General features: G+C 54.7%; 19 protein-coding genes, 1 tRNA gene and 3 pseudogenes. 9 read left to right on the top strand and 14 right to left on the bottom strand.

All coding sequences use genetic code 11. The features are described from left to right. Window positions 1-6: 6 nt before the first annotated feature. Together N018_RS20690 and N018_RS20685 are read right to left on the bottom strand one after the other, a co-directional pair. Entirely contained in the window at window positions 7-834 is an 828-nt protein-coding gene (locus N018_RS20690; RefSeq protein WP_025390622.1) for an NAD-dependent epimerase/dehydratase family protein, read from the bottom strand. A 178-nt stretch (window positions 835-1,012) separates the two neighbouring features. Then, a complete protein-coding gene (locus N018_RS20685; protein ID WP_025390621.1) occupies window positions 1,013-2,281 on the bottom strand; it encodes an OprD family porin in 1,269 nt (422 codons plus the stop codon). A gap of 470 nt (window positions 2,282-2,751) precedes the next feature. Between N018_RS20685 and N018_RS20680 the strand changes: the two genes are divergently transcribed. Next, window positions 2,752-3,516 carry an SDR family NAD(P)-dependent oxidoreductase gene (locus tag N018_RS20680; RefSeq protein ID WP_024645489.1) on the top strand — a complete coding sequence of 255 codons (765 nt, stop codon included), beginning with the start codon at window positions 2,752-2,754 and terminating at the stop codon, window positions 3,514-3,516. A 258-nt stretch (window positions 3,517-3,774) separates the two neighbouring features. Here the strand turns inward: N018_RS20680 and N018_RS28710 are convergent, their stop codons facing one another. Both N018_RS28710 and N018_RS20670 read right to left on the bottom strand, forming a co-directional pair. Then, window positions 3,775-4,155, bottom strand: a complete 381-nt coding sequence (locus N018_RS28710) for a methyl-accepting chemotaxis protein (RefSeq protein ID WP_418903489.1) — start codon at window positions 4,153-4,155, stop codon at window positions 3,775-3,777. Next, the gene (locus N018_RS20670) at window positions 4,047-5,660 is read right to left on the bottom strand and encodes a methyl-accepting chemotaxis protein (RefSeq protein WP_418903455.1); all 1,614 of its coding nucleotides are present in this window, start codon (window positions 5,658-5,660) and stop codon (window positions 4,047-4,049) included. Before N018_RS20670 ends, N018_RS28710 begins: the two co-directional genes overlap by 109 nt. 367 nt (window positions 5,661-6,027) lie before the next feature. Here N018_RS20670 and N018_RS28705 point away from each other — a divergent pair. Then, window positions 6,028-7,002: pseudogene (locus N018_RS28705) on the top strand (cache domain-containing protein); the annotation flags it as partial. 54 nt (window positions 7,003-7,056) lie between these two features. Further along, complete coding sequence (locus N018_RS28700; protein WP_418903488.1) at window positions 7,057-7,908, top strand: methyl-accepting chemotaxis protein; 852 nt, start codon at window positions 7,057-7,059, stop codon at window positions 7,906-7,908. 121 nt (window positions 7,909-8,029) lie between these two features. Here the strand turns inward: N018_RS28700 and N018_RS20660 are convergent, their stop codons facing one another. From N018_RS20660 to N018_RS20645, 4 genes are all read right to left on the bottom strand, one after another. Further along, entirely contained in the window at window positions 8,030-8,293 is a 264-nt protein-coding gene (locus N018_RS20660; protein WP_024645487.1) for a hypothetical protein, read from the bottom strand. A 282-nt stretch (window positions 8,294-8,575) separates the two neighbouring features. Then, window positions 8,576-8,956 carry a hypothetical protein gene (locus N018_RS20655; RefSeq protein ID WP_154219966.1) on the bottom strand — a complete coding sequence of 127 codons (381 nt, stop codon included), beginning with the start codon at window positions 8,954-8,956 and terminating at the stop codon, window positions 8,576-8,578. Window positions 8,957-9,248: 292 nt separating this feature from the next. After that, window positions 9,249-9,902 (bottom strand): DUF2931 family protein, encoded by a 654-nt coding sequence (locus N018_RS20650; protein WP_024645485.1) that lies wholly within the window; start codon window positions 9,900-9,902, stop codon window positions 9,249-9,251. Between the two features lie 2 nt (window positions 9,903-9,904). Beyond that, on the bottom strand, window positions 9,905-11,461 hold the full coding sequence (locus N018_RS20645) for a T6SS phospholipase effector Tle1-like catalytic domain-containing protein (protein WP_025390618.1): 1,557 nt from the start codon (window positions 11,459-11,461) through the stop codon (window positions 9,905-9,907). A 204-nt stretch (window positions 11,462-11,665) separates the two neighbouring features. On the opposite strand from N018_RS20645, the gene N018_RS27580 reads away from it, so the two are divergent. Next, on the top strand, window positions 11,666-11,809 hold the full coding sequence (locus tag N018_RS27580; protein WP_154219965.1) for a hypothetical protein: 144 nt from the start codon (window positions 11,666-11,668) through the stop codon (window positions 11,807-11,809). A 373-nt stretch (window positions 11,810-12,182) separates the two neighbouring features. Here the strand turns inward: N018_RS27580 and N018_RS20640 are convergent. Both N018_RS20640 and N018_RS20635 read right to left on the bottom strand, forming a co-directional pair. Then, a tRNA-Met gene (locus N018_RS20640) sits at window positions 12,183-12,259 on the bottom strand. A gap of 117 nt (window positions 12,260-12,376) precedes the next feature. Then, the gene (locus tag N018_RS20635) at window positions 12,377-13,498 is read right to left on the bottom strand and encodes a J domain-containing protein (protein ID WP_025390617.1); all 1,122 of its coding nucleotides are present in this window, start codon (window positions 13,496-13,498) and stop codon (window positions 12,377-12,379) included. A 252-nt stretch (window positions 13,499-13,750) separates the two neighbouring features. Between N018_RS20635 and N018_RS20630 the strand changes: the two genes are divergently transcribed. Both N018_RS20630 and N018_RS20625 read left to right on the top strand, forming a co-directional pair. Further along, window positions 13,751-15,895 (top strand): methyl-accepting chemotaxis protein, encoded by a 2,145-nt coding sequence (locus N018_RS20630; RefSeq protein WP_438826895.1) that lies wholly within the window; start codon window positions 13,751-13,753, stop codon window positions 15,893-15,895. A gap of 176 nt (window positions 15,896-16,071) precedes the next feature. Then, the gene (locus tag N018_RS20625) at window positions 16,072-17,085 is read left to right on the top strand and encodes a glycosyltransferase family 2 protein (protein ID WP_080274952.1); all 1,014 of its coding nucleotides are present in this window, start codon (window positions 16,072-16,074) and stop codon (window positions 17,083-17,085) included. Between the two features lie 137 nt (window positions 17,086-17,222). Here the strand turns inward: N018_RS20625 and N018_RS20620 are convergent. The 4 genes and pseudogenes from N018_RS20620 to N018_RS20600 form a co-directional block, all read right to left on the bottom strand. Continuing rightward, window positions 17,223-17,685 (bottom strand): annotated as a pseudogene (locus N018_RS20620) (IS66 family transposase); the annotation flags it as partial. A 218-nt stretch (window positions 17,686-17,903) separates the two neighbouring features. After that, on the bottom strand, window positions 17,904-18,287 hold the full coding sequence (gene tnpB / locus N018_RS20610; protein ID WP_229631161.1) for an IS66 family insertion sequence element accessory protein TnpB: 384 nt from the start codon (window positions 18,285-18,287) through the stop codon (window positions 17,904-17,906). A gap of 69 nt (window positions 18,288-18,356) precedes the next feature. Beyond that, window positions 18,357-18,581, bottom strand: a pseudogene (locus N018_RS26830) (IS5/IS1182 family transposase); the annotation flags it as partial. A 152-nt stretch (window positions 18,582-18,733) separates the two neighbouring features. Then, window positions 18,734-20,173, bottom strand: a complete 1,440-nt coding sequence (locus tag N018_RS20600; protein ID WP_025390612.1) for a hypothetical protein — start codon at window positions 20,171-20,173, stop codon at window positions 18,734-18,736. 421 nt (window positions 20,174-20,594) lie between these two features. Here N018_RS20600 and tnpA point away from each other — a divergent pair, with 421 nt between their 5' ends. The 3 genes from tnpA to tnpC are packed head-to-tail and all read left to right on the top strand — an operon-like array spanning window position 20,595 to window position 22,821. Then, on the top strand, window positions 20,595-20,912 hold the full coding sequence (gene tnpA, locus N018_RS20595) for an IS66-like element accessory protein TnpA (RefSeq protein WP_025390611.1): 318 nt from the start codon (window positions 20,595-20,597) through the stop codon (window positions 20,910-20,912). After that, window positions 20,909-21,244, top strand: coding sequence for an IS66 family insertion sequence element accessory protein TnpB (tnpB, locus tag N018_RS20590; RefSeq protein WP_025390610.1), 336 nt, complete (start codon window positions 20,909-20,911; stop codon window positions 21,242-21,244). Before tnpA ends, tnpB (N018_RS20590) begins: the two co-directional genes overlap by 4 nt. A 50-nt stretch (window positions 21,245-21,294) precedes the next feature. After that, window positions 21,295-22,821: an IS66 family transposase gene (tnpC, locus tag N018_RS20585; RefSeq protein WP_025390609.1), complete on the top strand. Its 1,527-nt coding sequence runs from the start codon at window positions 21,295-21,297 to the stop codon at window positions 22,819-22,821. The last annotated feature ends 52 nt before the right edge of the window (window positions 22,822-22,873 follow it).

The following is a 22,873-nucleotide window of genomic DNA, read 5'->3' as shown; positions in this document are numbered from 1 at the left end:
CGATGTTTATTGGTCGCCAAACGGCCCCGAGGCCACGAAGGCACCACCCTGATAGACCATCGCCGGATCGTCGGCTGCCGGTAGCGGCTGCGCGTCGACCTTGGCACGGAACTGTTCCGAGCTGTCTTTGGGCACGTAGTCCAGTTTGCTGGCGAAGCGGTTGTCCCACCACACCGTCTTGTTGTCCGACACGCCGTAAACCACGGTATGGCCCACATCCGGCGCATACAGGGAGCGCTCGATGAGTTGGGTCAGATCGCCAAAGCTCAGCCAGGTGCTCATCATTCGGCGGTTCTGAGGTTCAGGGAAGGACGAGCCAATACGGATGCTGACGGTTTCGATGCCGTAGCGATCAAAGTAGAAGCTTGCCATGTCTTCGCCGTAGGACTTGGACAGGCCGTAGTAACTGTCCGGGCGGCGGGGGGAGTGCGCGTCGATGGTTTCGTTCTGCTTGTAGAAACCGATCACATGATTGGAGCTGGCGAAGACCACGCGTTTCACGCCATGCCGACGAGCCGCCTCATAGATGTGGAACACGCCGCAGATATTGGCTCCGAGGATTTCCTCGAACGGGCGCTCGACCGACACCCCACCGAAATGCAGAATCGCGTCCACGCCTTCTATCAGGCGGTGTACCGCATGCTTGTCGGCCAGATCGCAGACCTGAACTTCTTCACTGTCGTCGATGGCAGGCGCCATCTCGGCGATGTCGGAAAGTCGCAGGACCTTCGCGTAAGGGCGCAGGGTCTCGCGCAATACTTTGCCCAGGCCACCTGCCGCACCTGTCAGCAGGAGGCGATTGAACGGAGTTTGGGTGGTATGAGCCGATGCCATGAGAAAAGTCCTGATTGTTATTTTTGTCATCTGTTGTCGTATGACTTGCCGAATTATCGACACCGCATGCGCTGATTGTCAACGCGGCCAAGGTATAAATCGGGCCTTTATAGATCGCGTGACACAGCCGGTTACAAAGGCAAAGTCTGCGTTGATCGCCAGACTTCGCCACAGGGTTTCAGAGCAGAGAAATCGGATAGCTGACGAATACGCGATTCTCATCGAACTCGTTCGCACTGAAATCGCGACGCAGCGTTGAGTTACGCCATTTGACGTTCAGGTTCTTGAATGCGCCACTCTGCACGGTGTAGGCCAGTTCGGATTCGCGCCCCCATTCCTTGCCGTCTGTGATGGTGCCGGTGTGCACGTTATCGCCGCTGATATAGCGGTTCATCAGGGTCAGACCGGGTACTCCAAGCACCGCGAAGTTGTAGTCGTGGCGCAGCTGCCAGGACTTCTCTTTGGCGTTGTCGTAGCTGGAGTTGTAACTGTCGTTGGCCAGCGTACCGCCGCTGGTGCCGTTGACGCGCATCCACGCCGTATCGCCAGTCAGCTTCTGCAGCCCGACATAGAACGTACTGCCGCCATAACGGGCCGAGAGCAGTGCATAGGCGGTCTTGTTGTCCAGATCGCCCGCGAGTTTGTTGCCGTCTTCCTTGCCGGTAAAGAAACCGAGGTTGGCGCCCAGCGTCCAGTCGCCTATCGGCTGGCTGTGCAGCAAATTGAAGAACTGCTGCTGGTAGATATCCTGCAACTCCGAGTACCAGACGCCCACCTGAGTGCGCTTTTCATTGAACACGTATTCACCACCGCCGAAATTGAAGCGGTCCGACGTAAACGCCCCTCGTCCGTTCAGCGACATGTCTTCCATGCTGGCATCGTTGCGCGGGCTGTTGCCACGGAACTGCCCGCCGTACAGCGTCAGGCCGTCGATCTCTTTAGACGTCACCTGACCACCGCGGAAGGTCTGCGGCAGCGAGCGACCGTCATCGGATCTCAGGATCGGCAGCACCGGCATCCATTCGCCGACTTTCAGCTCGGTTTTGGAAATCCGCGCCTTGCCTGCCACGCCCAGACGCCCGAAATCATCGGCCGGACGCCCGTCGTCATGGATGGGCAGCAACTGCGTGCCGCCGGTACCTTTGCCGCCATCGAGCTTGACCGAGTACAGGCCCAGCACATCGACCCCGAAACCCACCACGCCCTGAGTGAATCCGGACTTGGCATCCAGAATGAAGCTTTGCGTCCACTCTTCGGCCTTGTTCTGCGGCGCCGCGCTGTTCGGGAACGCCGGGTTGGTAAAGTTGCGGTTGAAGTACGCGTTACGCAGGGTGAGCGTGGCCTTGGTGTCGTCCACGAAGCCTTCGGCCATACCAAGCATCGGGAAAACCAGCGTCATGCCGCCAACACCCAGCAGCATGCGTGAACGGGTAATTTGAGATTTCATTATTGTTGTGCTCCCTTGTTTATTGAAACTGTCCCCTTTTCTGGCCGTGCACGCGCAGCAGCCGACACCTTCGAGGATTGCGTGATGCCCGTCGACAGGCAGGGCCTCGACCGACAGACGGCCGAGTACCGCTCGCCGAATGTCAGCGAATGCTATGAATCAGGAAGGGTGTCGAGTGCTGCAAGGCAGGCAGCGAGGGCGAAGCTTCAATAAACGATAGAGCAAGCGAGCAGGCGCAAGTCTTCATGTGAACGTACCCCGATGTTGTTTTTATTGTTGGCGTTATAGGTTGTCGTACAACCGCCGTGATTATTTACAGCCTGGCCGTTCTTTGTCAACGAGGGTTAGTGGAGCTTTACCGATTCACCTGGTTTTTGCGCTTCAAAACCGGGGGTAAATAAATGCGAGTGAACGCTGTGGACGCCCCGGCAGTCCACCCGGTAACCCCATTGTTTGATTGGAGCTGCTACATGAATCGGTTTACCCAAAAAGTCGTTGTCGTCACAGGCGCAGGTTCCGGGATCGGCGAAGCAACCGCCAAGCGTTTCGCTCAAGAAGGCGCGAGCGTGGTATTGGTTGGCCGCAATCGCGAGAAACTTGCCAAAGTGGCCGCACAGCTGGAGGGCGAAGAACACTTGATCAGGGCCACCGACGTCGCCGATCTGACTGATGTGGAAGCGCTGTTCAAGGAAGTGGCCGAACGCTTTGGCCGCCTTGATGTGTTGGTCAACAACGCCGGTGTCGCGACGTCTGGCAAAGTCACCGAGCTGGGCGTGGACGACTGGAAGGCGCTGATGTCAGTGGACCTGGACGGCGTATTCTATTGCACCCGCACGGCCATGCCGGCGCTGATCGCCAGCAAGGGCAATATCATCAATGTGTCGTCGGTGTCCGGCCTGGGCGGGGACTGGGGTATGAGCTTTTACAACGCGGCCAAGGGCGCAATCACCAACTTCACCCGCGCGCTGGCCATGGACCATGGCGTGGACGGCGTCCGTATCAATGCCGTCTGTCCGTCACTGACCCGCAGCGAGCTTACCGAAGACATGCTGGGTGATGACGCGCTGATGGCCAAGTTCAAGGAGCGCATCCCGCTGGGACGTCCGGGCGAAGCCGAAGATGTGGGCGACGTCATCGCCTTTTTGGCCAGTGACGATGCGCGCTTCGTGACGGGTGTGAATCTGCCGGTGGATGGCGGGTTGTCTGCATCCAATGGGCAGCCGCCGCAGGCTTGATTGTCATGGCGGGGACGCTGATGCCTGCGCAGAGGCTGTCCCGGGTTTATCGCAGCTTGCGTGATGCTCAAGAACGAGATGTTCCGGTCATTTTCTGTTGGCAGGTAAGCTCAAGTTCGATGAGATTGCCGTTGCTGACTATGTCGAACGCCCTGTTACGCTTGGCTATCGCCGGGGCAAGCCTGTATCAACTGGTTTTGTGGGACTCTGAAACGATCAAGCCCGGTAAAAACCGGGCTTGAAGGTGATGACTGACGATCAGATCCTGAAGCGGCTGACCAGTGTCTGCAAATGACCACCGAGGCGTGCCAGTTCGACGCTGGAGGCGGCTGTTTCTTCGCTGGCTGACGCGGTTTGCTCGGACACATCGCGCACGTTGACGATGCTGCGACTGATTTCTTCGGCGACCGCACTCTGCTGCTCGGCAGCCGCAGCGATCTGCTGATTCATGGCCTGAATACTGGAAACGGTCTGGGTAATGCTGCCCAGCGATGTACCAGCCTTGCGGCTCAGTTGCACGCTGCTGACCGTCAGCTCGCGGCTGTTGAGCATGATGCTGGACACTTGGCGGGTTCCGCTTTGCAGGGCCGCAACCAGGGTTTCGATCTCGACGGTCGACTGCTGCGTACGCTGAGCCAGGCCGCGGACTTCATCGGCAACCACGGCAAAACCACGTCCCGCTTCACCGGCCCGCGCTGCTCGGCCACCGCCTTGATCACGTCCATAACCTTGCCGATCTTGTCGCTTTCCTGCTCCAGGTGATTCATCGCGTCGGCCGAACGACCCACTTCTGTGGCCAGGCGCTCGATCTGGGCGATAGCCTCTCCCACTACCTTGTCGCCATCGCGTGCTTCGCGATCAGCGTTGGACGCAGCGTGCGAGGCTTGCTCGGCGTTGCGCGCGACTTCTGCCACAGTGGCCGACATCTCGTGCATGGCCGTGGCCACCTGATCGGTCTCCACCTTCTGGCTGTTGACGCCTGCGCTGGTCTGCTCGGTAACGGCCGACAACTCTTCGGCGGCGCTGGCGATTTGCACGACGCTGTCGCGAATCCCGCCGATCAATTCACGCAACGTGCTGCCCATGCGCTGAATGCCTTGCTGCAGCACGCCCAGCTCGTCGCTACGTGTTACCGCCGTGGTCTGGGTCAGATCACCGGATGCGATACGGTCGACCACGGCCATGGTTTCTTTCAGCGGACGGGTGATCTGCCGGGTGATGATCACTGCTGCGATAACGCCGAGGATCATGGCCAGCAGCGTACAGATGATTTGTGTGGTACGGGCCTGTGCGCTTTCCTGATCGCGACGATCCAGTTGCAGTTGATACATGGCCTCGCTGATCTTGACGATGTCCTGCCCTTGGGTGGTCATTTCCATACGTGCTTGGGCAATGTTGGCGTTGGCTACCTTGAAGTTCTGCAGGGTTGCACGGTATGCCTGCAGCGAGGTTTCCAGCTGCTTCAGCTGATCAGCCTGAATGCCGCTGAAAGTTGCCTTGAGCTTGTCCAGATCCTTGACGGCCGCATCCAGTTTCGAGACGGCTGCCTGCTCTGTTTCCGGCGTGACATTGGTGGTGTAGCCACGGACTTCGTAGCGCGCAAGCCTCAAGTCATCCTTGGCATCGGTAACGATCTGATACTGATCGAATCGATTGGCATCGGCAGGGTCCATGTTCTTCACTTCAGTTTGAAGCTGGTCAAACACCGCCAGGCTTTTCACTGCATGTGTGGTCAGCTCGTCACGCGCAAGCGTGCTGGCCTTGTAGCCGCTGCGCATGTTGTTCAATGATTGCTGATAGTCAGCGATCACTGCAGCCAGTTGCTCAAGCATTTTCACGTTCTCGGGGCTCTTGAACGAGCTGAGAAGCTTTTGCTGATAGTTCTTGAAACCATCCAGCGAGACCTGCACGGTCTCTGCGACCTTCTCGTCGCCATCCGCGACCATGTATTGCAGGCGCGTCACCCGCAATTTGGTCAACTGTGCATTGAGCGAGGTAATGTCGCTCATCCAGTTGCTGCGTTTGATCAGCCCGCTCATGCTGGTCCAGCCAGTAAGCGCAAGAATGGCGGTGAATACCAGTACCAGACCAAAGCCGATGGCCAGCTTCATATTGACGCTGATGTTTGCAAACCAGCTATTCATAACATTCTCCGGGACAGCCATTTAATAGGTAAAGCAATTGACAGGCATGGCGTTAACGCCATTGTCAGGGCAAGGGGTACAGACGCTATCGGCTGCCACTCACCAAGCTGAAATAAAAAAGCGAGAATTTTGTGAAAAAGCTGAAACGCTTCAGCCAGTCTGGCGTTCCCCGCTGGCCACGGCTATAAAGAAGCGGCCATGAGCATTTAACAGGGCGTTGTTTCATTCGAAATCACGCCGGATTGCCGTCGATACGATGCAATGAAAACCTGATCTCACTGTAGGGTCGTTGCTGATAAGGAATGGCGTTCTTGTTGTGCAAGTTGCTTTGGCATTTGGTTTCCCATTCCTATTGAGATGTTTCGTAATGACCTTGAAGTTTCGGCATAAAATTCTTCTGGCTGCGTCCGGTGTTGTGGTGTTGGCGTTTGCTCTGTTCACGCTCTATAACGATTATCTGCAACGCACGACCATCACCCAGAACCTGGAGTCTTCTGTCGCGCAAGCGGGCCAGTTGACGGCGAGCAGCGTGCAGAACTGGCTGAGCGGGCGCATTCTGGTGCTGGAAAACCTGACTCAGGATGTGGCTTATCAGGGTGTCAACTCAGACCTTGGCGGCCTGGTGTCGCAATCCTCGCTGGTTTCTACCTTCCAGTTCACCTACGTCGGCGACAGCAAAGGCGCGTTCACCCAGCGGCCAGACGTGGCTATGCCAGCAGGCTATGACCCGCGTCAGCGCCCCTGGTACAAATCGACGGTCGACGCCGGCAAAACCATTCTGAGTGCGCCTTATCTGGCGTCCGTCGGCGGCCTGGTGGTGACCATCGCCAGCCCGGTCAAGACCAACGGCCAGGTGTCCGGTGTGGTAGGCGGTGACCTGAGTCTCGACACATTGGTCAAGATCATCAACTCGGTCGAGTTCGGCGGGCTTGGCTACGCCTTCCTGGTCAGTGGCGACGGGCAGATCATCGTCAGCCCTGACAAGGATCAAGTCATGAAAAACCTGAAGGATATCTATCCTGGGCAGACCCTCAGCCTGGACTCGCGTCTGCGTGAAGTCACGCTCAATGGTCAGCAACGGCTACTGTCGTTCACTCCGATCACCGGGCTGCCCTCGGCTGACTGGCACATTGGTTTGTCGATCGACAAAGACAAGGCTTATGCGCCCTTGAGCCAGTTCCGCAGCTCGGCGATCGTGGCCGTGCTGATCGCAGTGGCAGTGATTGCCTTGCTGTTGAGCTTGCTGATTCGCGCGTTGATGCGGCCGCTGACCGACATGGGCCGGGCAATGCAGGACATCGCTCAGGGCGAAGGTGACCTGACTCGTCGTCTGAGCATTCAGGGCAAGGACGAGTTCGCTGAACTGGGTGGCTCGTTCAATCAATTCGTAGAGCGCGTGCACGCGTCCATCGCCGAGGTTTCATCTGCCACGTTGCAGGTGCATGACCTGTCGCAGCGTGTCGTGAACTCCTCCAATTCCTCGATCGTCGGCTTCGATGAGCAGAGCGCACGCACCAACAGCGTGGCGGCAGCCATCAACGAACTGGGGGCTGCGACGCAGGAGATAGCGCGCAATGCGTCCGATGCCTCGATCCAGGCCAGCGAAGCCCGAACTCAGGCAGAAGACGGTCAGGTCGTGGTCGAAAAAACCATTCGCGCCATGAGTGAACTCTCGGCCAAGATCAGTGATTCATGCACGCAAGTCGAACAGCTCAATGCCAGCACCGATAACATCGGACATATTCTGGATGTTATCAAAAGCATTTCCCAGCAGACCAACCTGTTGGCGCTCAACGCAGCCATCGAGGCGGCACGTGCTGGTGAAGCCGGGCGTGGTTTTGCCGTGGTGGCCGACGAAGTACGCAACCTGGCTCACCGTACTCAAGTGTCGGCCGATGAGATTTACCAGATGATCGGAGGCCTGCAGACAGGCTCTCAACACGCTGTGCTCAACATGAACCAAAGCCAGGCCTCCAGTCAGGAAAGTGTCGAAGTTGCCAATCAGGCAGGCAGCCGTTTGCGCGACGTAACGCGCCGCATTGGTGAAATCGATGGCATGAACCAATCTGTCGCCGCCGCTACCGAAGAGCAGACGGCTGTTGTCGAAACGCTCAACATCGACATCAACCAGATCAACACGCTTAATCAGCAAGGCGTGGCCAACCTGAATGAAACACTCAAGGACTGCGCTGCGCTTTCACAACAGGCCGGGCGTTTGAAGCAACTGGTGGAGAGCTTCAAGATTTGACCGTACATCCAGTGACAGAGACCGGATCAATTGAAATGTGATCCGGTGCTTAACGGCAGTGCCCTGTAATCGATTGAATCTCCTGCATCATAAAAAAGCCTGCTCGACGGCAGGCTTTCTGTCAGAGATCCTTTTTGACCTCTTTATCAATGTGCTTATCCTCTTTGTGACGCTCTTTGTCGTCATGCTTCGCGCCTTTGTCGACCTCATTTGCGTCGTGCTTAACACCCTTGTCCACTTCCTTGGCGTCGTGATCAACACCTTTGTCCAACTCACGATTATCGTGCCGGATGCCTTTCTCCAGCTCGCTCTCTGCGAACGCGGCGGGAACCAGGGTGCCCGTCAGGAAGAGGGCGGCCGTCATCGAAAGTACGAGTTTGCGCATGCGTTGCTCCTTTATGAGAAATGCTGGCCCTTCGTGAGCCATCATTTTCGAGCATAGCTGAGGCATGCAAGGTGGAAAGGCCGCTCGTCAAAATTTGGGAGGGGTAGCCAAGAGTCTTTGTTAGCCAGAAAGCGATGGCTGAAAAACAATGCAGCCATGCGGGTGGTACCAGCGAGGAATGTCCAGATCTGCTTGTTTATGGATTTGTGACATGAGAAGACGAGCGCAGAACGAAAACGCCCGGCGCTGGGCCGGGCTGATTTATTTCTGCTGAGGCTGAAGTTATGTGGATGGAGGCGGTTGTTCAGCGTTTTTCTGGTATGCCTGTTCACTTCGTCCCATCTGGAAGGAGGCGACCATGTTCGATGTGAGCATCACATTAAATCCGGCTATGCCAATGACGATTGCCAGCACGGTTGAGACGGCGGTTACAATCATCGTCGTCTTCATCGAGCCAATGCTGGACTGTATCTCACCGTGATTGGTGGATATTTGATTGAGGGTGGCTTCCATCCTTTTATCGCGTTCCGCCTGTACAGCTACGAAAGCATCAATTTTCGTTGACACAGCGTCTACCCAAGCATCCATCTTCGTTTCGATGGTCTCAAGCTTTGCATTGAATTCTTCGCGAGTGATGTCGTTCATGGGATGAGTATTGGCCACGTGGACCGCTCTGTCGTCCTACTGCCGGGAAAAGATTGTCTAAAGGTCCGCAATTTTAGCCTCGCGCGCATCCATGTCCCGCAGTAGCAGTGTCAAAGAGATTTTATCTTGCACCGTTCGTCTCCATGATCTCGGAAAGCTCCCGAAGTATCTCCATTTGCTCATCCGTCCCTTTGAACACATCAACCGCCTTCTGCCTCGTGTCTAAAGGCAAATCGGCATCTTCAGCTAACGCAAGGGATAGATTCAGAAGTGCAGAGGTGTTGATGAGCCAGTGACCAGGGAAAAGTGTTCACCAGCTACCGTAGGGAATTCCATATTTCTCGATGTAGCGCTTCGATTTCTCTGACTGTGGGTAGTAGTGCCCGTCTGATTTTCCAAGATGCGGTCCCAGAGGCTCAACTTCGCCTTGAGAACGGGCGACTTTTATTGGGCGGCGGCACTCGTCTCGTACCCAGACTTGGACGCCCCCACCTGGAGTCAGGCCCAAATACATCGATGCCATAAAGCGAGCGGACTGCTCCGGTGTTTCCGAGCAACGTCTCTCTGTAGAGGCGCGCATGAGCTGTCGCGCCTCGTCTGGAATATCGACCCATGCCCTGTAGGTTTGTGGTTCCACTACTGATTGCCAGCGAACGAAAATGCGTTTTGGCAGATCAGCCCCCACGACCGGCTTGCCACTGCCGCCTATAGCACTCCAACCTCTCGCAGCTTCGCTTCCCATTCCTGGATCTCCGCTACCAATAGCACCGCCGCCGGTTCGGTTGAATATCTTTCCCTCCGTATCAACTACGGTGCTGTACTCAACCTCTCCCTGCATGTAGCTAGGCGCAATAAATCCAAGTTCCCACCTTTGACTTTTCGGGTCGGTTTTTCCGAATAACGGGTCTGCAGCCTGACAGCCTGTGGTCAGCAGGGCGCTTAGTAGGACCATAAGTACTTTCATTACTAAAGCGTCCAGTCAGGTGAGTGGGGATGTTGCACGCGCATGGCATCTGCTGTGGGAGCATTGATGTAAACGACCTTCAGCCCGCTGCCATCTCTTTTGCCAAGCGGGTGATTCCAATTAGCCGAGGTATGGATGTACTTCAATTTGAGCAACTGCTCCTCAGCAGGCGTTGTACTGTAGCATCCCTTAACAAACCGATCACAGATGGCTTGGAGATCAGTTGGAATCAGGTAGGCAGGATCATGCTCGTCGATGTCGTTGAAATGCACACCTTTTTCTTTGGCCAGTTCATACATGACTCGTAGGTAAACTCTCGACAATTTGCCGCTTATCGTTCGCTTGAGTTGTAGTCCTGCATATACGCGCTTTTGGCCTGGACTGAGCCGCTCGTCATGCGCTTTCGGTAGAGGAAACGCAGTGGGTGTAACAATCTCGAGAAGTTCTGAAGGCCAGCCTCTAGCTATCCATTGGCTTTTTGCTCGTGCCGCGTCTCGGTAGATCGACGTGGTAGTGACGTCACTGTTGAACGAGATATCAAGCGCTTGCATCGGACTAACCAGTACACACTCCAATGACTCTTCAAGGTAGCCACCACCAATATCCGAATGTACTCCGGGGAGGGTAATTTCTGGATGAGCAGGCTTGACTCGACTCAGGGCAAAGTTTGCTCGACATTCATCACGAGCAACCAAATGGACAACATCAGTGAAATACTTGCGGTCGAGGTAAAGCTTTATACCGGGAGCAATGGCGCTTTTCACGTTGCCCATGTTGGCAAATCCAGCGATGGATGGCACGGTATCGAACAGGCCAATAAAGCCCATGATGATTTCACTATTGTATTGGCCAGTAAAACTCGAGCTAAACCCCTTAGGGTTGCTACGCAAAACATCTCCCAATGGCCCTTGCTTGCAACGAACGACCTCATTCGCAAAGTGCCGCGCCGCAGCTGCGCCCCGACTAAAACCAAAAGTGTCGAAGGTTAGCGTGGTGATTTCGCATTCAGGGATGTCTTGAAGGGCGTCACTGATACGCTGCTTTATCATACTGAATGACTGCTGAACCCGGTCAGCGACGCCCGTCCCTCCGCGACCGGTACCCGATCCGACCAGGCTATCTTTTTCATTAGTCTTGGTGCCGATACCCTCGACGTAGATCTTCAGCCAAATGCTCTTCTGAGCGCCTTCACCTTCCGCCCCTTGGGATTCATAGTAACGATCAAATAGCTTGGCCACATTGCTCGCATCATTGCCGTAACTACTATCTGGGTCGGCCATGAATGGCGCACAACTTTTGTCGATATCTGCTGGTGCAATGGGGTGCTGAGCGCCACAGAGCAAGCCCGCTGCTGTGTTGCCAGAGTTGTTGCCAGTGCCGTCGAAGAAGACGCCAATACGCAGACCAACCTTCACTTTGTCTGGTGGGGACACAGGCTCTTTACAATGCTTTTCGTATTCGGCCCAGCGCTGGGCGTGAAGATCGACCGGCGTGACACCAGGATTACGGTCGTCTTGTGATTGGTTGGGTATTGCCGGTTTGGGTACGTAGCCAGTCATTCCTTGATACCTGAATCCTTATTCATCCGTAAAAATCCCAGCACAGTGGCTGGGGCAACGCGATGCTATCAGTGCTGGACGCCCGGGGATGTAGGAATGCTCCGAGTTTAATGACCCATTATCTGGTTCGGTTGGCATTTTCGAGCAGCGAGGATCATCGGTCCCAGCGAGGAACGAATGGTGGCGCCTAGCCGGAGCTGAGTTATGGGCAGAGATGCGGCGAGCAATCGCATTACGCTCGAACGGCCAAAAACCGTGGATGCCAGCGACCTGCCAAAACCTGATATTGGTCAGCCAATCAGCCTGTTAAAAATTATCAAGGCTGGCGGGTGTATGGCGACTCCGTGATGGAGATCCGTTTGATGGATGGTAACCAGGCAGAGTGTGTAGTGTCTTTTGGTGGTTACCTGAGTGGTTACTACGTGATTCAATCGGGAGCGTTGGTAGGCGGCAAATTCACATGAGCCGTCTGCTTTTTCCTATCCGCTCAGAGTGGGCTGGGGTGAATTTCAGCGCCGTTCTGCGTGCCGGATATCCTGGCATCGGGGGATATGGCGCAGATAAGTCCAAGCCGAGCTCTGCCGCAAGATTTGCAATTATCTGCGCTACGCTTGAGTGCATAGAGGGATACAAGGAGAGATAGCCAGAAACAAGAAAGCCCGCACGAGGCGGGCTTCTTGTTTGGTTTAAAAACTTCAAGTGAAGTCTCTAAACCGGTACTTGGTGGCTACACAGGGACTTGAACCCCGGACCCCAGCATTATGAATGCTATGCTCTAACCAACTGAGCTATGTAGCCAAGTGGCGCGCATTATTCGCGCTAAACGGATATGTGTCAAGCGTTGCTGTGAAAAATAATTGCGTGCGATCAACCGGTTAGGTGGCAGTCCTCGTCAGCGCCTCGTTTTCCGGGCCTTTATCGGAACAGGGTGTCTAGCATTTCCAGGTCATCGAACTCATCTATCATGTCCAGCATATCGGCCATCTCTCGTTGCTCCCTGAGCCAGGCCTTAAGGCTTTTCGGGTCAGTGAGTGCCTGCAGTTCATCCTGTGCCTCATCGAGGTGTCCGCGGATGACCTTGATCTGCTTCACACATTTGGTGTTGGCGGTCTTGGGTCTGATGTCTTCGTAGGGATCCATCAGGAAGCGCTCCCGGATCATCATCTTGCGATCATGGATCTCGTCTTCCAGCTCTCTGAGCTGTTCGCTCAGTATCCGGTTGAAGTGCTTGAGGCGTTTATCGGAGATGCTGTCGATGTGTGTCTGGTCGATCTGTTCGATCTCCATTTGCATCTGTAGCAGCGCCAGCAGGTTGTCGCTTTCATACGCTTCGTTTACCTGCTGCATGAGCGCTGTTTTCCGCTCACGCTCATCGCCGTCCTGCTCCCGGTCCGGGTGCAATGCACTGACCAGCTTGCGGTAGATTTCGCGTAACGACTGACTGCCTTCTGCCTGTTCCTGTTCACGACGTATTTCGCTGGCAGTCGGTTTCTTCGGCTTCTGTGAATGTTGTGCCTGTTCGGACCGTTCTCTCAACTGCTCTTCAATATGGCGGGTCACGTCGTCAATGGATTGCAGGTCGACATCGTCTCCCAGCTCCACGCCCAGCTCTTCCTCCAGCGACGTTTTGAACCTTTCGTCTTCTTGGCGTCGATCCTCATCGTAATCGTTGCCGGTATATTTGAGATAAAGGTGCTTCAGTTCTTCATCATGCTCCCTACCCATGAGCGACATCGTCATCCCACAGATGATCTCCAGCAATGTGGCGCGGTCTTTCTTGCTTAACCGGAACTGGTCACTGGCTTGATCAAGCAGGCGCAGGCGGTTTATATCGTTCTCGGCCTGTTCCTTGAGCATCGGCACCAGCTCCTCGATCCACAGCTCTTCACAGGTTGTTGAAACCGTGAGCCATTGCTGCAAAAGCTTGCGTCTGGTTTCGAGCTTCTCCATCAGCGTGTTGAATTTTTTCTGGCCAGTGCTCAGCTGAGGCTTGGAGGGTTGCGCAACGATACGCGGCGAAGCAAGTGAGGTAGTCATGAAAAGACCTCCTGTGTGGGCGAGATCGCCGTGAAGTAATCGGCAGCTCCTCCGAAGTTTACTTTTCTCGGGATTCGCTCGGGGTGAATAATTTGCTGCTTTTTAAAGCGTTTCTCGTCTGATGCAGCGGTCCGCTTCTTGCTTGGTTGAGGCTGAAACGTCAACGGTCACGCTATTTGTCAAGAAAACGCATGGGCAACCGCGTTTTTCGACCCAATCTTTGGCGCCATGTATCGCCATTGAAACCAGAACATGGCATTTTGCTGTCAGTGTTTTTCAAAAAAAAGCATCGCCTCTGTTTGTTCAGATCCGGCCGGTGTTCACGGGGAGTTGCAGGACATGAACAGTTTTTTGTCGCCGGGCATGCGTCTGATGGGGCGCTTTGGTTTTGCTCGCAAGTTTCAGGTCTTGTTCCTGTTGTTTATCCTGCCACTGGCGGGCAGTGCCTGGTTCATTACCAAGGACTATCGCAACAAGCTGGACGTGATTTCGGGTGAGCAGTCGGGCGTACGGCAACTGTTGGCGCTTGATGACCTGAACGTCGAGCTGTCTGCCCAGCGCGACCATGCGGCGCGCTGGAAAGCGGCCGATATCCTTCGTGAGCCGACACCTGCAGCCAGGGAGGCGATGACTAGTGTTGATGCTGGCATCCCGCGCATCACCAAAGCACTGCAAGGGGTGAACGCAGCGCTGGTTCAGGAAAGCGCTCCGGCGGACACGATGGCCCGCTACAACGCACTGCAGGCGGCAGTGACCGGTCTGGACACCGCATCGTTGCGCACCGTGGGTTGGTGGCCGGATGGCTATGATCGGTTCACGACAGTGCTGAATCTGGTGCAGGCCCTGCGTGAGCAGATCGCGATGGACAGCGGCCTGATCCTCGATCCGTGGCTTGAAACCTACATGCTGATGCAGCTCTCCACGCAGCAAGTGCCGGACCTGATCGAACGTATCGGCCGCCTGTCCAGCGTTGGCCAGACGTCAGTGGCTTCCGGCCAGTTCAGTCTGCAAAGCCGTCTGCAAATGCGCGATCTGCGCGGCCGTATCGACGACTCCAGAGAGCAGATGAACAAAGCGGCCAACCTGCTGCTGTCCAAGCTGCCTGATCAGCTTCAGCCTTGGGCGGACAAGTACGCAGGCGTTAAACAAGTGCTGGAAACCGAACTGAAAGTTATTGATGACGGTGTGTTTGGCGGCAGTATCAAGCTCAAACCGGAAGAGTTCGAGAAGAGCATCGATACGCTGACCAGCAGCACGGCCGACTTGCGCAGGTATTCGCTCGAATCACTCAATAGCCGGCTTGATTACTACCACCATTCCTCCAACATGGAGTTCATCCCGCTGGCAGTGATCTTCTGCATTCTGGTAACCATGGCGATCTACCTGTTTGCCTGCCTGCAATCCTCTATTCGTAACAGCGCTCGCGGTATCACCACCCTGGCTGAGTCGCTGCGTGACGGCAATCTGTGCGTGGAAGTCTCGGTGCAGGGACGTGACGAGCTTGCGGGTATCAGCAAGGCCTTGAACGTTGCGGTCGTGCAATTGCGCACCAGTCTGTTGGGCGTCAATCAGGAGACGCTCCGGGTGGGCGATGCCGTGCATACACTGACGGCTCAATCCAGTGGAACACTCAACGAGGTCGAAGAGCAGCAACAACAGATCAGCCAGATTGCAACGGCAGCCACTGAACTGGCGGCGACGTCTCAAGGCGTGGCGAGAAGCTGCGAGCAGGCATCGGAAAGCGCCCGTCACACTCGCCTTATCGCTGAACAAAGCAGCCAGGACAGTCAGCGCACCACCGACAGTATTCAGCAGCTCAACCAGCGCCTGACCGAGACTGCCGCCGCATTGGGGCGAGTCAGCGAGCAGGGCCAGCAGATCCAGTCAGTGGTGGATGCCATTCGCGGCATCGCCGAACAGACCAACCTGCTGGCGCTTAACGCGGCCATCGAAGCGGCGCGTGCGGGCGAGCAGGGCCGTGGGTTTGCCGTGGTGGCCGATGAAGTGCGAAGCCTGTCACAACGCACCCAGGCATCCACCGCGCAGATCGCCGGTACAGTCGACAGCTTGCGCTCCACCGTGACCCAGGCCGTGAACCTTATGGAGGCCGCGTGCGGTCAGGCGGTCAACGACGCGCAATCGGTAACCGGCCTGGGCGTGCGTCTGGGAGAAATCGCCACGGCGGTACAAGGCGTCGCCGATACGTTGGCGCAGATATCCACAGCCGTGGAAGAGCAAGCCTCGACTGCCGATGAAGTCAGCAGCAACATCCAGCAGGTCGACCAGGCAGCAGGCCGCTTGCTGGAAGGCGCGCGCGCGGTCAATCAGGCGGCGGATACGCTGAGCCAGGGGAGCCGGGCGTTGAATGACAATACGGCGCGGTTTCGGTTGGGGTGATTGAACAGTTTAATGCATCAGGCAAAAAAACCGGCAAGGCTGAACCCGCGCCGGTTTCTTTTTTTAGTGGTCGTGACCTAAGCGATTTGATGAACGGATACGTATCAAATCATTTGGTGACTGACGGAAGTCGATACAAGGCGTAAAATGCCCGGTTTTTGCAGGCGAATGGTTTCTTGAGAACGCAGCTTACCGAAAAACCCAAGGCAGACGGTGCTAGCCAGCTGCCAGGTCTAAGCCCAGTTGAAGCTGACGAACTTTTTTCGGGGCGTCCACGCGTCGCTATTCTGATGTGTACTTACAACGGGGCTGCGTATCTCCGTGAGCAGCTTGACTCATTTTCCGCTCAAACCTTTTCCAACTGGGTGCTCTACGTCTCCGACGATGCGTCGACTGATGAGACTCTAGGTATCTTGTCCGACTACCAGGCGCGTTGGGGATGCGAGCGGTTGGTTGTGTTCAGCGGGCCCTGCAAGGGTTTCGCAGAGAACTTCATTTCTTTGATTCAGCGTCCTGAGATAGAAGCCGATTATTTCGCGTTCAGCGATCAGGATGACGTCTGGTTCAGCGACAAGCTGGCGAGAAGTGTTGCTCGTCTTAAATCCGTAGACTCCGATACGCCAGCGCTCTATTGCTCCAGGACCCGACTGGTTGATGTTGATCTGAAGGTGATCGGAGTCTCCCCACTGTTCAGTAAACCACCGTCCTTCAAAAACGCATTGGTTCAGAGCCTTGCCGGCGCCAATACCATGTTGATCAATCAGGCGGCTCGTGGATTATTGGTCCGATTGCCTGAGCACTCTCCGCTGATCGCCCATGACTGGCTGGCCTATCTGTTGGTGACTGGGTGTGGTGGTCAGGTTTTTTATGATGCTGACCCCTGCCTTTACTATCGTCAACACAGCGGTAATTTGATCGGGGCTAATGCCAGCACCCGTGACAGGCTGATGCGTTTTCGCAAAATGCTTTCAGGACGATTTGTAGAATGGAACGACGCCAACGTTGCGATTCTAAAGGAAATGGAGTTTTCGCTCACTGTGGAAAATCGGGCTGTGTTGACGGATTTTGATAATGGCCGTCGACAGGTCGGGTTTAAAAGACTGTCGACTCTTCGCAAGTCAGGTATCTATAGGCAAACAGTTCAAGGCAATTTAAGTCTGATTCTGGCCGTGTGTCTGGGGCGTGTCTGAGCGCCGGACAACGAGCTTGGACTCAAGCTTCATGGGGCGTTAATCCTGGCCGTACATTGTATGGCGTTTTTCGGATTACTAAGTTCTGTACGAAAAGTGCACCCCAACCCCCCCTCGGCGAAAAATGAGAAAATTGTTTACCGACGCATCTCTGACGAGCAGTTGCACTGCAGTAGGGCTTGTAATCTTCTACCGATTCTGATGTGGCAAACGCTCAAGTACGTGGCGTAGCCACGTATAAGGCTCTTGTCCGTTGACTTTGGCGGTCTCGACCAGGCTGTAGATCTGGGCACTTGCTGTGGCGCCTTTGGGTGTGTCGCTGAGCAGCCAGGCTTTTCGTCCGATGGCGAATGGTCTGATTGCCCGTTCGGCAGCGTTGTTGTCGATGGATAAAAAAACAGCTTCGATATAACGCTCCAGCCGGTTCCAGTTGTTGGCCAGGTAACTCAACGCTTTGCCCAAGGCACTTTGCGACGTGACCTGCGGCTGCGCTTTTTCCAGCCATGCTTTTAGCTTCGCCAGTTCAGGCAGGCTTTTTTCCTGACGGCCGATGTAACGCTGCTCATCGCTGACATCCCTTAGTTCACGCTCGATGCCATGTCGACTCAGCACCGTTTCGAAACGATGCAGAGGCAAACCATCGACATATTTGGTGGTCAGCAGCATCGCCAATACGGTCGCGCAGTAACTTGATCTATTCTTTAAGATCGACGATGTGACCCTTATCAGCCGTGCGCTCAATTATTAACTGCACGAGCAGTTGCTTGAGTAATACGGGGTCATCAGGAAGATCTTCTGGCATGGAAATCATGCCAGGATTATACCCGTAAGGCGACGAATCTTGGAGTTAAAACCTGATAGGGACGGTTGCGCCAGAGATCAAAACCGTAGAGCAACCAGTTCAGCTCCTGAACCACCAGCACTATGGCCTCATCCGTCTCATCGGGAGATGCTTTGAAGCGCTCGGACTCCAAGCGCTTGAGCCAAAGGCAGAAGCCGTTGCGCTCCCAATAAAGGATTTTCACCAGGTTACCGTGGCGATTCAGAAAAACAAAAAGCACGGGGTCGAACACGGCAACTTTGATGTACGGCTCGACCAGTGCAGCCAGACCGTCAATAGATTTTCGAAAGTCCACCGGTTTGGGGTAGAGGTACACTTTTTCGACTTTGGCGTGGGGTCGCATCATGAGCTGCTGACTCATGAAAAGAACCGGGAGCACAGCATCAAGCTTCAATGGCTGGTTTGGAATGTGTGGTTCATGAGTCGCTTATGCAAGATCGCTGTAGCCTAACCAGTTTTGCATAAGATGAATGCGCAGCATCGCCATTAACAGATAGCGGGACGGCCCCCCTTCGCCCTTGGGGTCATGAGGCTCGATCAGATTGATCAATCCCTTTTAAGGTGCAGCCTGATCCATCTCGATCAGGAAGCACTCCTTTCGGGTTTGTCTGCGTTTGCCGGCGTACTTGGCGTGGGCGAAAGTCATCTGTTTCATCAGGAGTCTCGGCGGTTAAGATCAGACATCCTGCCAAATCTGGAAGTCCTCTTCAGAGTTTCCTTAAAGACGCTATGTATCATTTCGAACCGCCTGCACATGAACCGGTTGTGTCTTGCACCGGAAACATGGGCTCCGATGTTGGTCCGGTTTTACCATCTGCCTCTATAGAGATCGGAGTAAAAGTATTTCGGATCTGTCATTGTCGTAGTGGTAACAGAGAAAAACAGAATTGCCGATACTCCTAGTGCCGCACCGATTAAGAGCCAATGCTGGCGCAGTGAATTCCTTATTGAGCCAAGGTCGCTGGTAAACGCAATTGCACAATAGATGGCAAGGTGCAGTGCAAGGAAGAATCGAGTTTCCACTGCCGATGGAACTATGGCAATTGCTGGTAGTAAACAGATCAACGCCCAAAAGGCAGTTTTTAATTTTTTTCCAATCTTTGCTCGTTGCGCTGAGACAGAAATGCTGATGATCAACAGTCCAGAAAAGATAGTGAGGAAGTTGAAGAGGGCAAGGGTATTTCTATCTCTAGACTGCCCTATGGTATAAACTTCGCCGTCGCGTAAATCGAGACCATTAATGAAGTGTCGACCGTAAATCCCCAAAAAGTCCAGCGGGTTTTCCAGGAGTAGCGTGAAATAGGTACTCAGTTCAAACGGTTTATTACCAATCTTGTTGTCATCAAAGAAACGCTCACCAGCGCTGTCCATATAAAAGACGGCTGGGCCAGGCGATGCTGGATCCACTGACGTTTCGTAACGCTGCAGCGTAATGCCCCAAAGTAATTGGCTGACAAACAATGATTGTGTTGTCGATGTTATAACTAATGGGGATAAAATGTCGTGGTGTTTTAAGTTGATGCATGCCTGTGGTATGGCTGCAATCGCCGCGCCTGATAAGAAAACCAAGATGGCAGAGATTTTATTAAGTACCGGGTGCTTGTAATAAATAATGAATACTGTGCCTAGTGCCAATAATGCAGCAGGGAACAGATAAATAGTCCGCGTGTTATAGGCCCCGTATGCAAGAACTCCTGACAGTGCCAATAACGCGAATCGTTTGAAGCGAGGAGTTGTGCCTACTGAGCAAAGCATGCAGAACGATGAGCCGACCATCAGTGCCAATGCCGGTAGATCGCTCAAGGTGTAGACGATTACGCCAGGGAATAGAATTGCTACGAGAATTGGGATGATCATTCGGCGCAGAAATGAAATCTGTCCCCCAAATACTTTCAAATAAAACACTGGCAGAAGAATGGTAAAGAAATAAGCATATACCAAAGATGAAGTGATTCTAAATGGGATGTATCCAAGTATGATGAATGCATCCGAGAGATATCTAACTGGCGCTAGCAAGGCTGGGTAGAAATATCCCCGGATGGTATTAGGAAAATTTAATAGATATGCTGCTCTGCTCAAATTCCAATAGTGACCAGAGTCCCAAGGGAATGCCGCCACGTTCATGATTTTATGAAGGATCATAAAAATCAAGGTGGTCGTCATAAATGCGGCAATTTCTTGACGCCTAGCAAACAATTTTTCTTGAAAATTCTGTAATAACGATTGACTGTAAATCAGCTGATTCATATGGCCCCGATATTATTTTATAAGGCTTTCTTGCGATGGTGCGATCAGATGACTACAAAAAACCTGGCGCTGCCGGAGATTTTTAGTATGCGCTAAAGGCTAGGGGTCTACAAACGTTATGTTCCCTCTTGGCTCATAAAACTTGGCGGACGGGCGATTTGACTGCAGAGACTGATCAAGCAGATATCTCTGGTAAAAAATGTACAATGCTTACAATAATAAATATGATGTCTGGTTGAACGGAACGCTGTAGAGAAGTGTATCTCGTCTTGAATCCATAGACTCCTCTAATGTTTAAAACGGACTGGTAGATGGCGATCTGTAAGCGGATGGCGAACACACCTACCGAACTCCAGTATTTAGGGCGATGGTGTCCGCGTATTTTTAAGCGGACGCGATCACCCTTATCGCCAGGATTTCCATGCGCCAACGCAGCTCTTACCCCAAACTATTCAAAGCCCAGGTCGTCCAAGAATGCCTGCAACCTGGAGCGACGATTTCCAGCGTAGCCATCCATCACGGCATCAACGCCAACGTGATCCGCAAGTGGCTACCGATTTACCGGGATCAATCACCCGCAACTCTGCCGGCCTTCATCCCCGTACAAGCTGTACCCAAGCGCGCAACAGAAGATACGGTGATCATCTCACTGGCTCTGGGCGATAAATCCGTCACCGTAAAATGGCCAGCCTCAGATCCGCACGGCTGCGCGTGTTTTATTCGTGGTCTGGCCCAATGATTCGTATCGACTCCATCTGGCTCGCCACCCAGCCCATGGACATGCGGGCCGGCACTGACACTGCACTGGCCCGGGTGGTTGCCGTGTTCGGTGCGGCTAAGCCGCACTGCGCCTACCTCTTTGCCAACCGCCGGGCCAACCGCATGAAGGTGCTGGTGCATGACGGCGTTGGTATTTGGCTAGCGGCGCGACGCTTGAATCAGGGCAAGTTTCATTGGCCGGGCATCCATCGTGGCGCGGAGGTCGAACTCGACCCCGAACAACTCCAGGCGCTGGTACTTGGATTGCCTTGGCAGCGAGTAGGTGCAGGCGGCGCAATTACATTGCTCTAATACCTGGTTTTTAGCTGTGACCGGAGGACTGCTTTGGTAAAATCCACGGCATGACTTCCTTGCCCGATCTCGACCAAATGCCCCCTGAACAACTGCGCGCGCTGGCTGCGCAGTTGATGTCCAAGGTCGACACCATGGGCAGAAAGATCCATCGTGATGAGACGATCATAGAGCAGCTCACTCACGAAATCGCCATTCTCAAGCGGCACAAGTTCGCCAAACGCAGCGAGCAGATCAGCCCGGCGCAAGGCAGCTTGCTGGATGACCTACTCAATATCGACCTCGAAGCCATCGAGGCCGAGTTAAAAGCACTTCATCCCGCACCTGTGCAGGCAGAACCACGCCAGCAACCCAAGCGTACGCCGTTGCCGTCGCAGTTCCCGCGCACTGTGATCCATCATGAGCCGGACAACACCCTGTGCGCTTGCGGCTGCCAGCTTCAGCGTATCGGTGAAGACGTCAGCGAGAAGCTCGACTACACGCCGGGCGTGTTCACCGTCGAACAGCACGTTCGTGGGAAATGGGCCTGCCGGCAGTGCGAAACACTGATCCAGGCGCCAGTGTCATCGCAGGTGATCGATAAGGGCATCCCAACTGCCGGCTTGCTGGCGCACGTGATGGTAGCCAAAGTCGCCGACCACCTGCCGCTCTATCGACAGGAAAAGATCTTCGGCCGTGCGGGCCTGGCCATCCCGCGCTCGACACTGGCGCAGTGGGTGGGGCAAACCGGCGTGCAGCTTCAGCCGCTGGTCGATGCGCTGCGCGAAGCAGTGCTGGCCCAGCGCGTAGTCCACGCCGATGAAACGCCGGTACAAATGCTGGCTCCAGGAGAGAAGAAAACCCACCGCGCTTACGTCTGGGCCTACAGCAGCACGCCATTCTCGGCACTCAAGGCCGTGGTCTACGACTTCAGCCCCAGCCGTGCCGGCGAACATGCGCGTAACTTCCTGGGCACGTGGAACGGCAAGCTGGTCTGTGACGACTTCGCCGGCTACAAGGCAAGCTTCGAGCTGGGCATCACCGAAATCGGCTGCATGGCCCACGCGCGCCGCAAGTTCTTCGACCTGCACGTCGCGAATAAAAGCCAGTTGGCGGAGCAGGCGCTTCACTCGATTGGCGGGCTGTACGAAGTCGAGCGACACGCCAAGGAAATGAGCGACGAAGACCGTTGGCGATTACGCCAGGAAACGGCGGTGCCCATCGCTGAAAAACTGCATGAGTGGATGCTGGCCCAACGCGAACTTGTGCCCGAGGGCTCAGCTACGGCCAAGGCCCTGGATTACAGCCTTAAACGCTGGGTAGCACTGACGCGCTACCTGGAAGATGGTGCTGTGCCCATCGACAACAACCAAATCGAGAACTTGATCCGGCCGTGGGCGCTTGGGCGGTCGAACTGGTTGTTTGCTGGGTCGCTGCGCAGCGGCAAACGGGCGGCGGCGATCATGAGCTTGATCCAGTCTGCGCGGGTCAATGGTCATGATCCGTATGCATATCTGAAAGACGTTCTCACGCGCCTGCCGACGCAGCGGGCGAGTGAAATCGATCAATTGCTGCCGCATAAATGGTCGCCGGTTTAATTACGCGAGGCGTGATAGCCGGACATATAAAAGGGAATGCCGATGCCAAATG

It is taken from the genome of Pseudomonas syringae CC1557 (genome assembly GCF_000452705.1).
Taxonomy (GTDB): Bacteria; Pseudomonadota; Gammaproteobacteria; order Pseudomonadales; family Pseudomonadaceae; genus Aquipseudomonas; species Aquipseudomonas syringae_F.
Note: the sequence above shows the minus strand (reverse complement) of the source record. Positions and strands in the feature narration are given on the sequence as shown.

What these genes read in the sequence shown, in the direction of transcription:
- N018_RS20690 (WP_025390622.1), bottom strand. Translation starts at nt 834, where the DNA reads ATGGCATCGGCTCATACCACCCAAACTCCGTTCAATCGCCTCCTGCTG.
- N018_RS20685 (WP_025390621.1), bottom strand. Translation starts at nt 2,281, where the DNA reads ATGAAATCTCAAATTACCCGTTCACGCATGCTGCTGGGTGTTGGCGGC.
- N018_RS20680 (WP_024645489.1), top strand. Translation starts at nt 2,752, where the DNA reads ATGAATCGGTTTACCCAAAAAGTCGTTGTCGTCACAGGCGCAGGTTCC.
- N018_RS20670 (WP_418903455.1), bottom strand. Translation starts at nt 5,660, where the DNA reads ATGAATAGCTGGTTTGCAAACATCAGCGTCAATATGAAGCTGGCCATC.
- N018_RS20660 (WP_024645487.1), bottom strand. Translation starts at nt 8,293, where the DNA reads ATGCGCAAACTCGTACTTTCGATGACGGCCGCCCTCTTCCTGACGGGC.
- N018_RS20650 (WP_024645485.1), bottom strand. Translation starts at nt 9,902, where the DNA reads ATGAAAGTACTTATGGTCCTACTAAGCGCCCTGCTGACCACAGGCTGT.
- N018_RS20645 (WP_025390618.1), bottom strand. Translation starts at nt 11,461, where the DNA reads ATGACTGGCTACGTACCCAAACCGGCAATACCCAACCAATCACAAGAC.
- N018_RS27580 (WP_154219965.1), top strand. Translation starts at nt 11,666, where the DNA reads ATGGGCAGAGATGCGGCGAGCAATCGCATTACGCTCGAACGGCCAAAA.
- N018_RS20635 (WP_025390617.1), bottom strand. Translation starts at nt 13,498, where the DNA reads ATGACTACCTCACTTGCTTCGCCGCGTATCGTTGCGCAACCCTCCAAG.
- N018_RS20630 (WP_438826895.1), top strand. Translation starts at nt 13,751, where the DNA reads ATGGCATTTTGCTGTCAGTGTTTTTCAAAAAAAAGCATCGCCTCTGTT.
- tnpB (WP_229631161.1), bottom strand. Translation starts at nt 18,287, where the DNA reads ATGAGTCAGCAGCTCATGATGCGACCCCACGCCAAAGTCGAAAAAGTG.
- N018_RS20600 (WP_025390612.1), bottom strand. Translation starts at nt 20,173, where the DNA reads ATGAATCAGCTGATTTACAGTCAATCGTTATTACAGAATTTTCAAGAA.
- tnpA (WP_025390611.1), top strand. Translation starts at nt 20,595, where the DNA reads ATGCGCCAACGCAGCTCTTACCCCAAACTATTCAAAGCCCAGGTCGTC.
- tnpB (WP_025390610.1), top strand. Translation starts at nt 20,909, where the DNA reads ATGATTCGTATCGACTCCATCTGGCTCGCCACCCAGCCCATGGACATG.
- tnpC (WP_025390609.1), top strand. Translation starts at nt 21,295, where the DNA reads ATGACTTCCTTGCCCGATCTCGACCAAATGCCCCCTGAACAACTGCGC.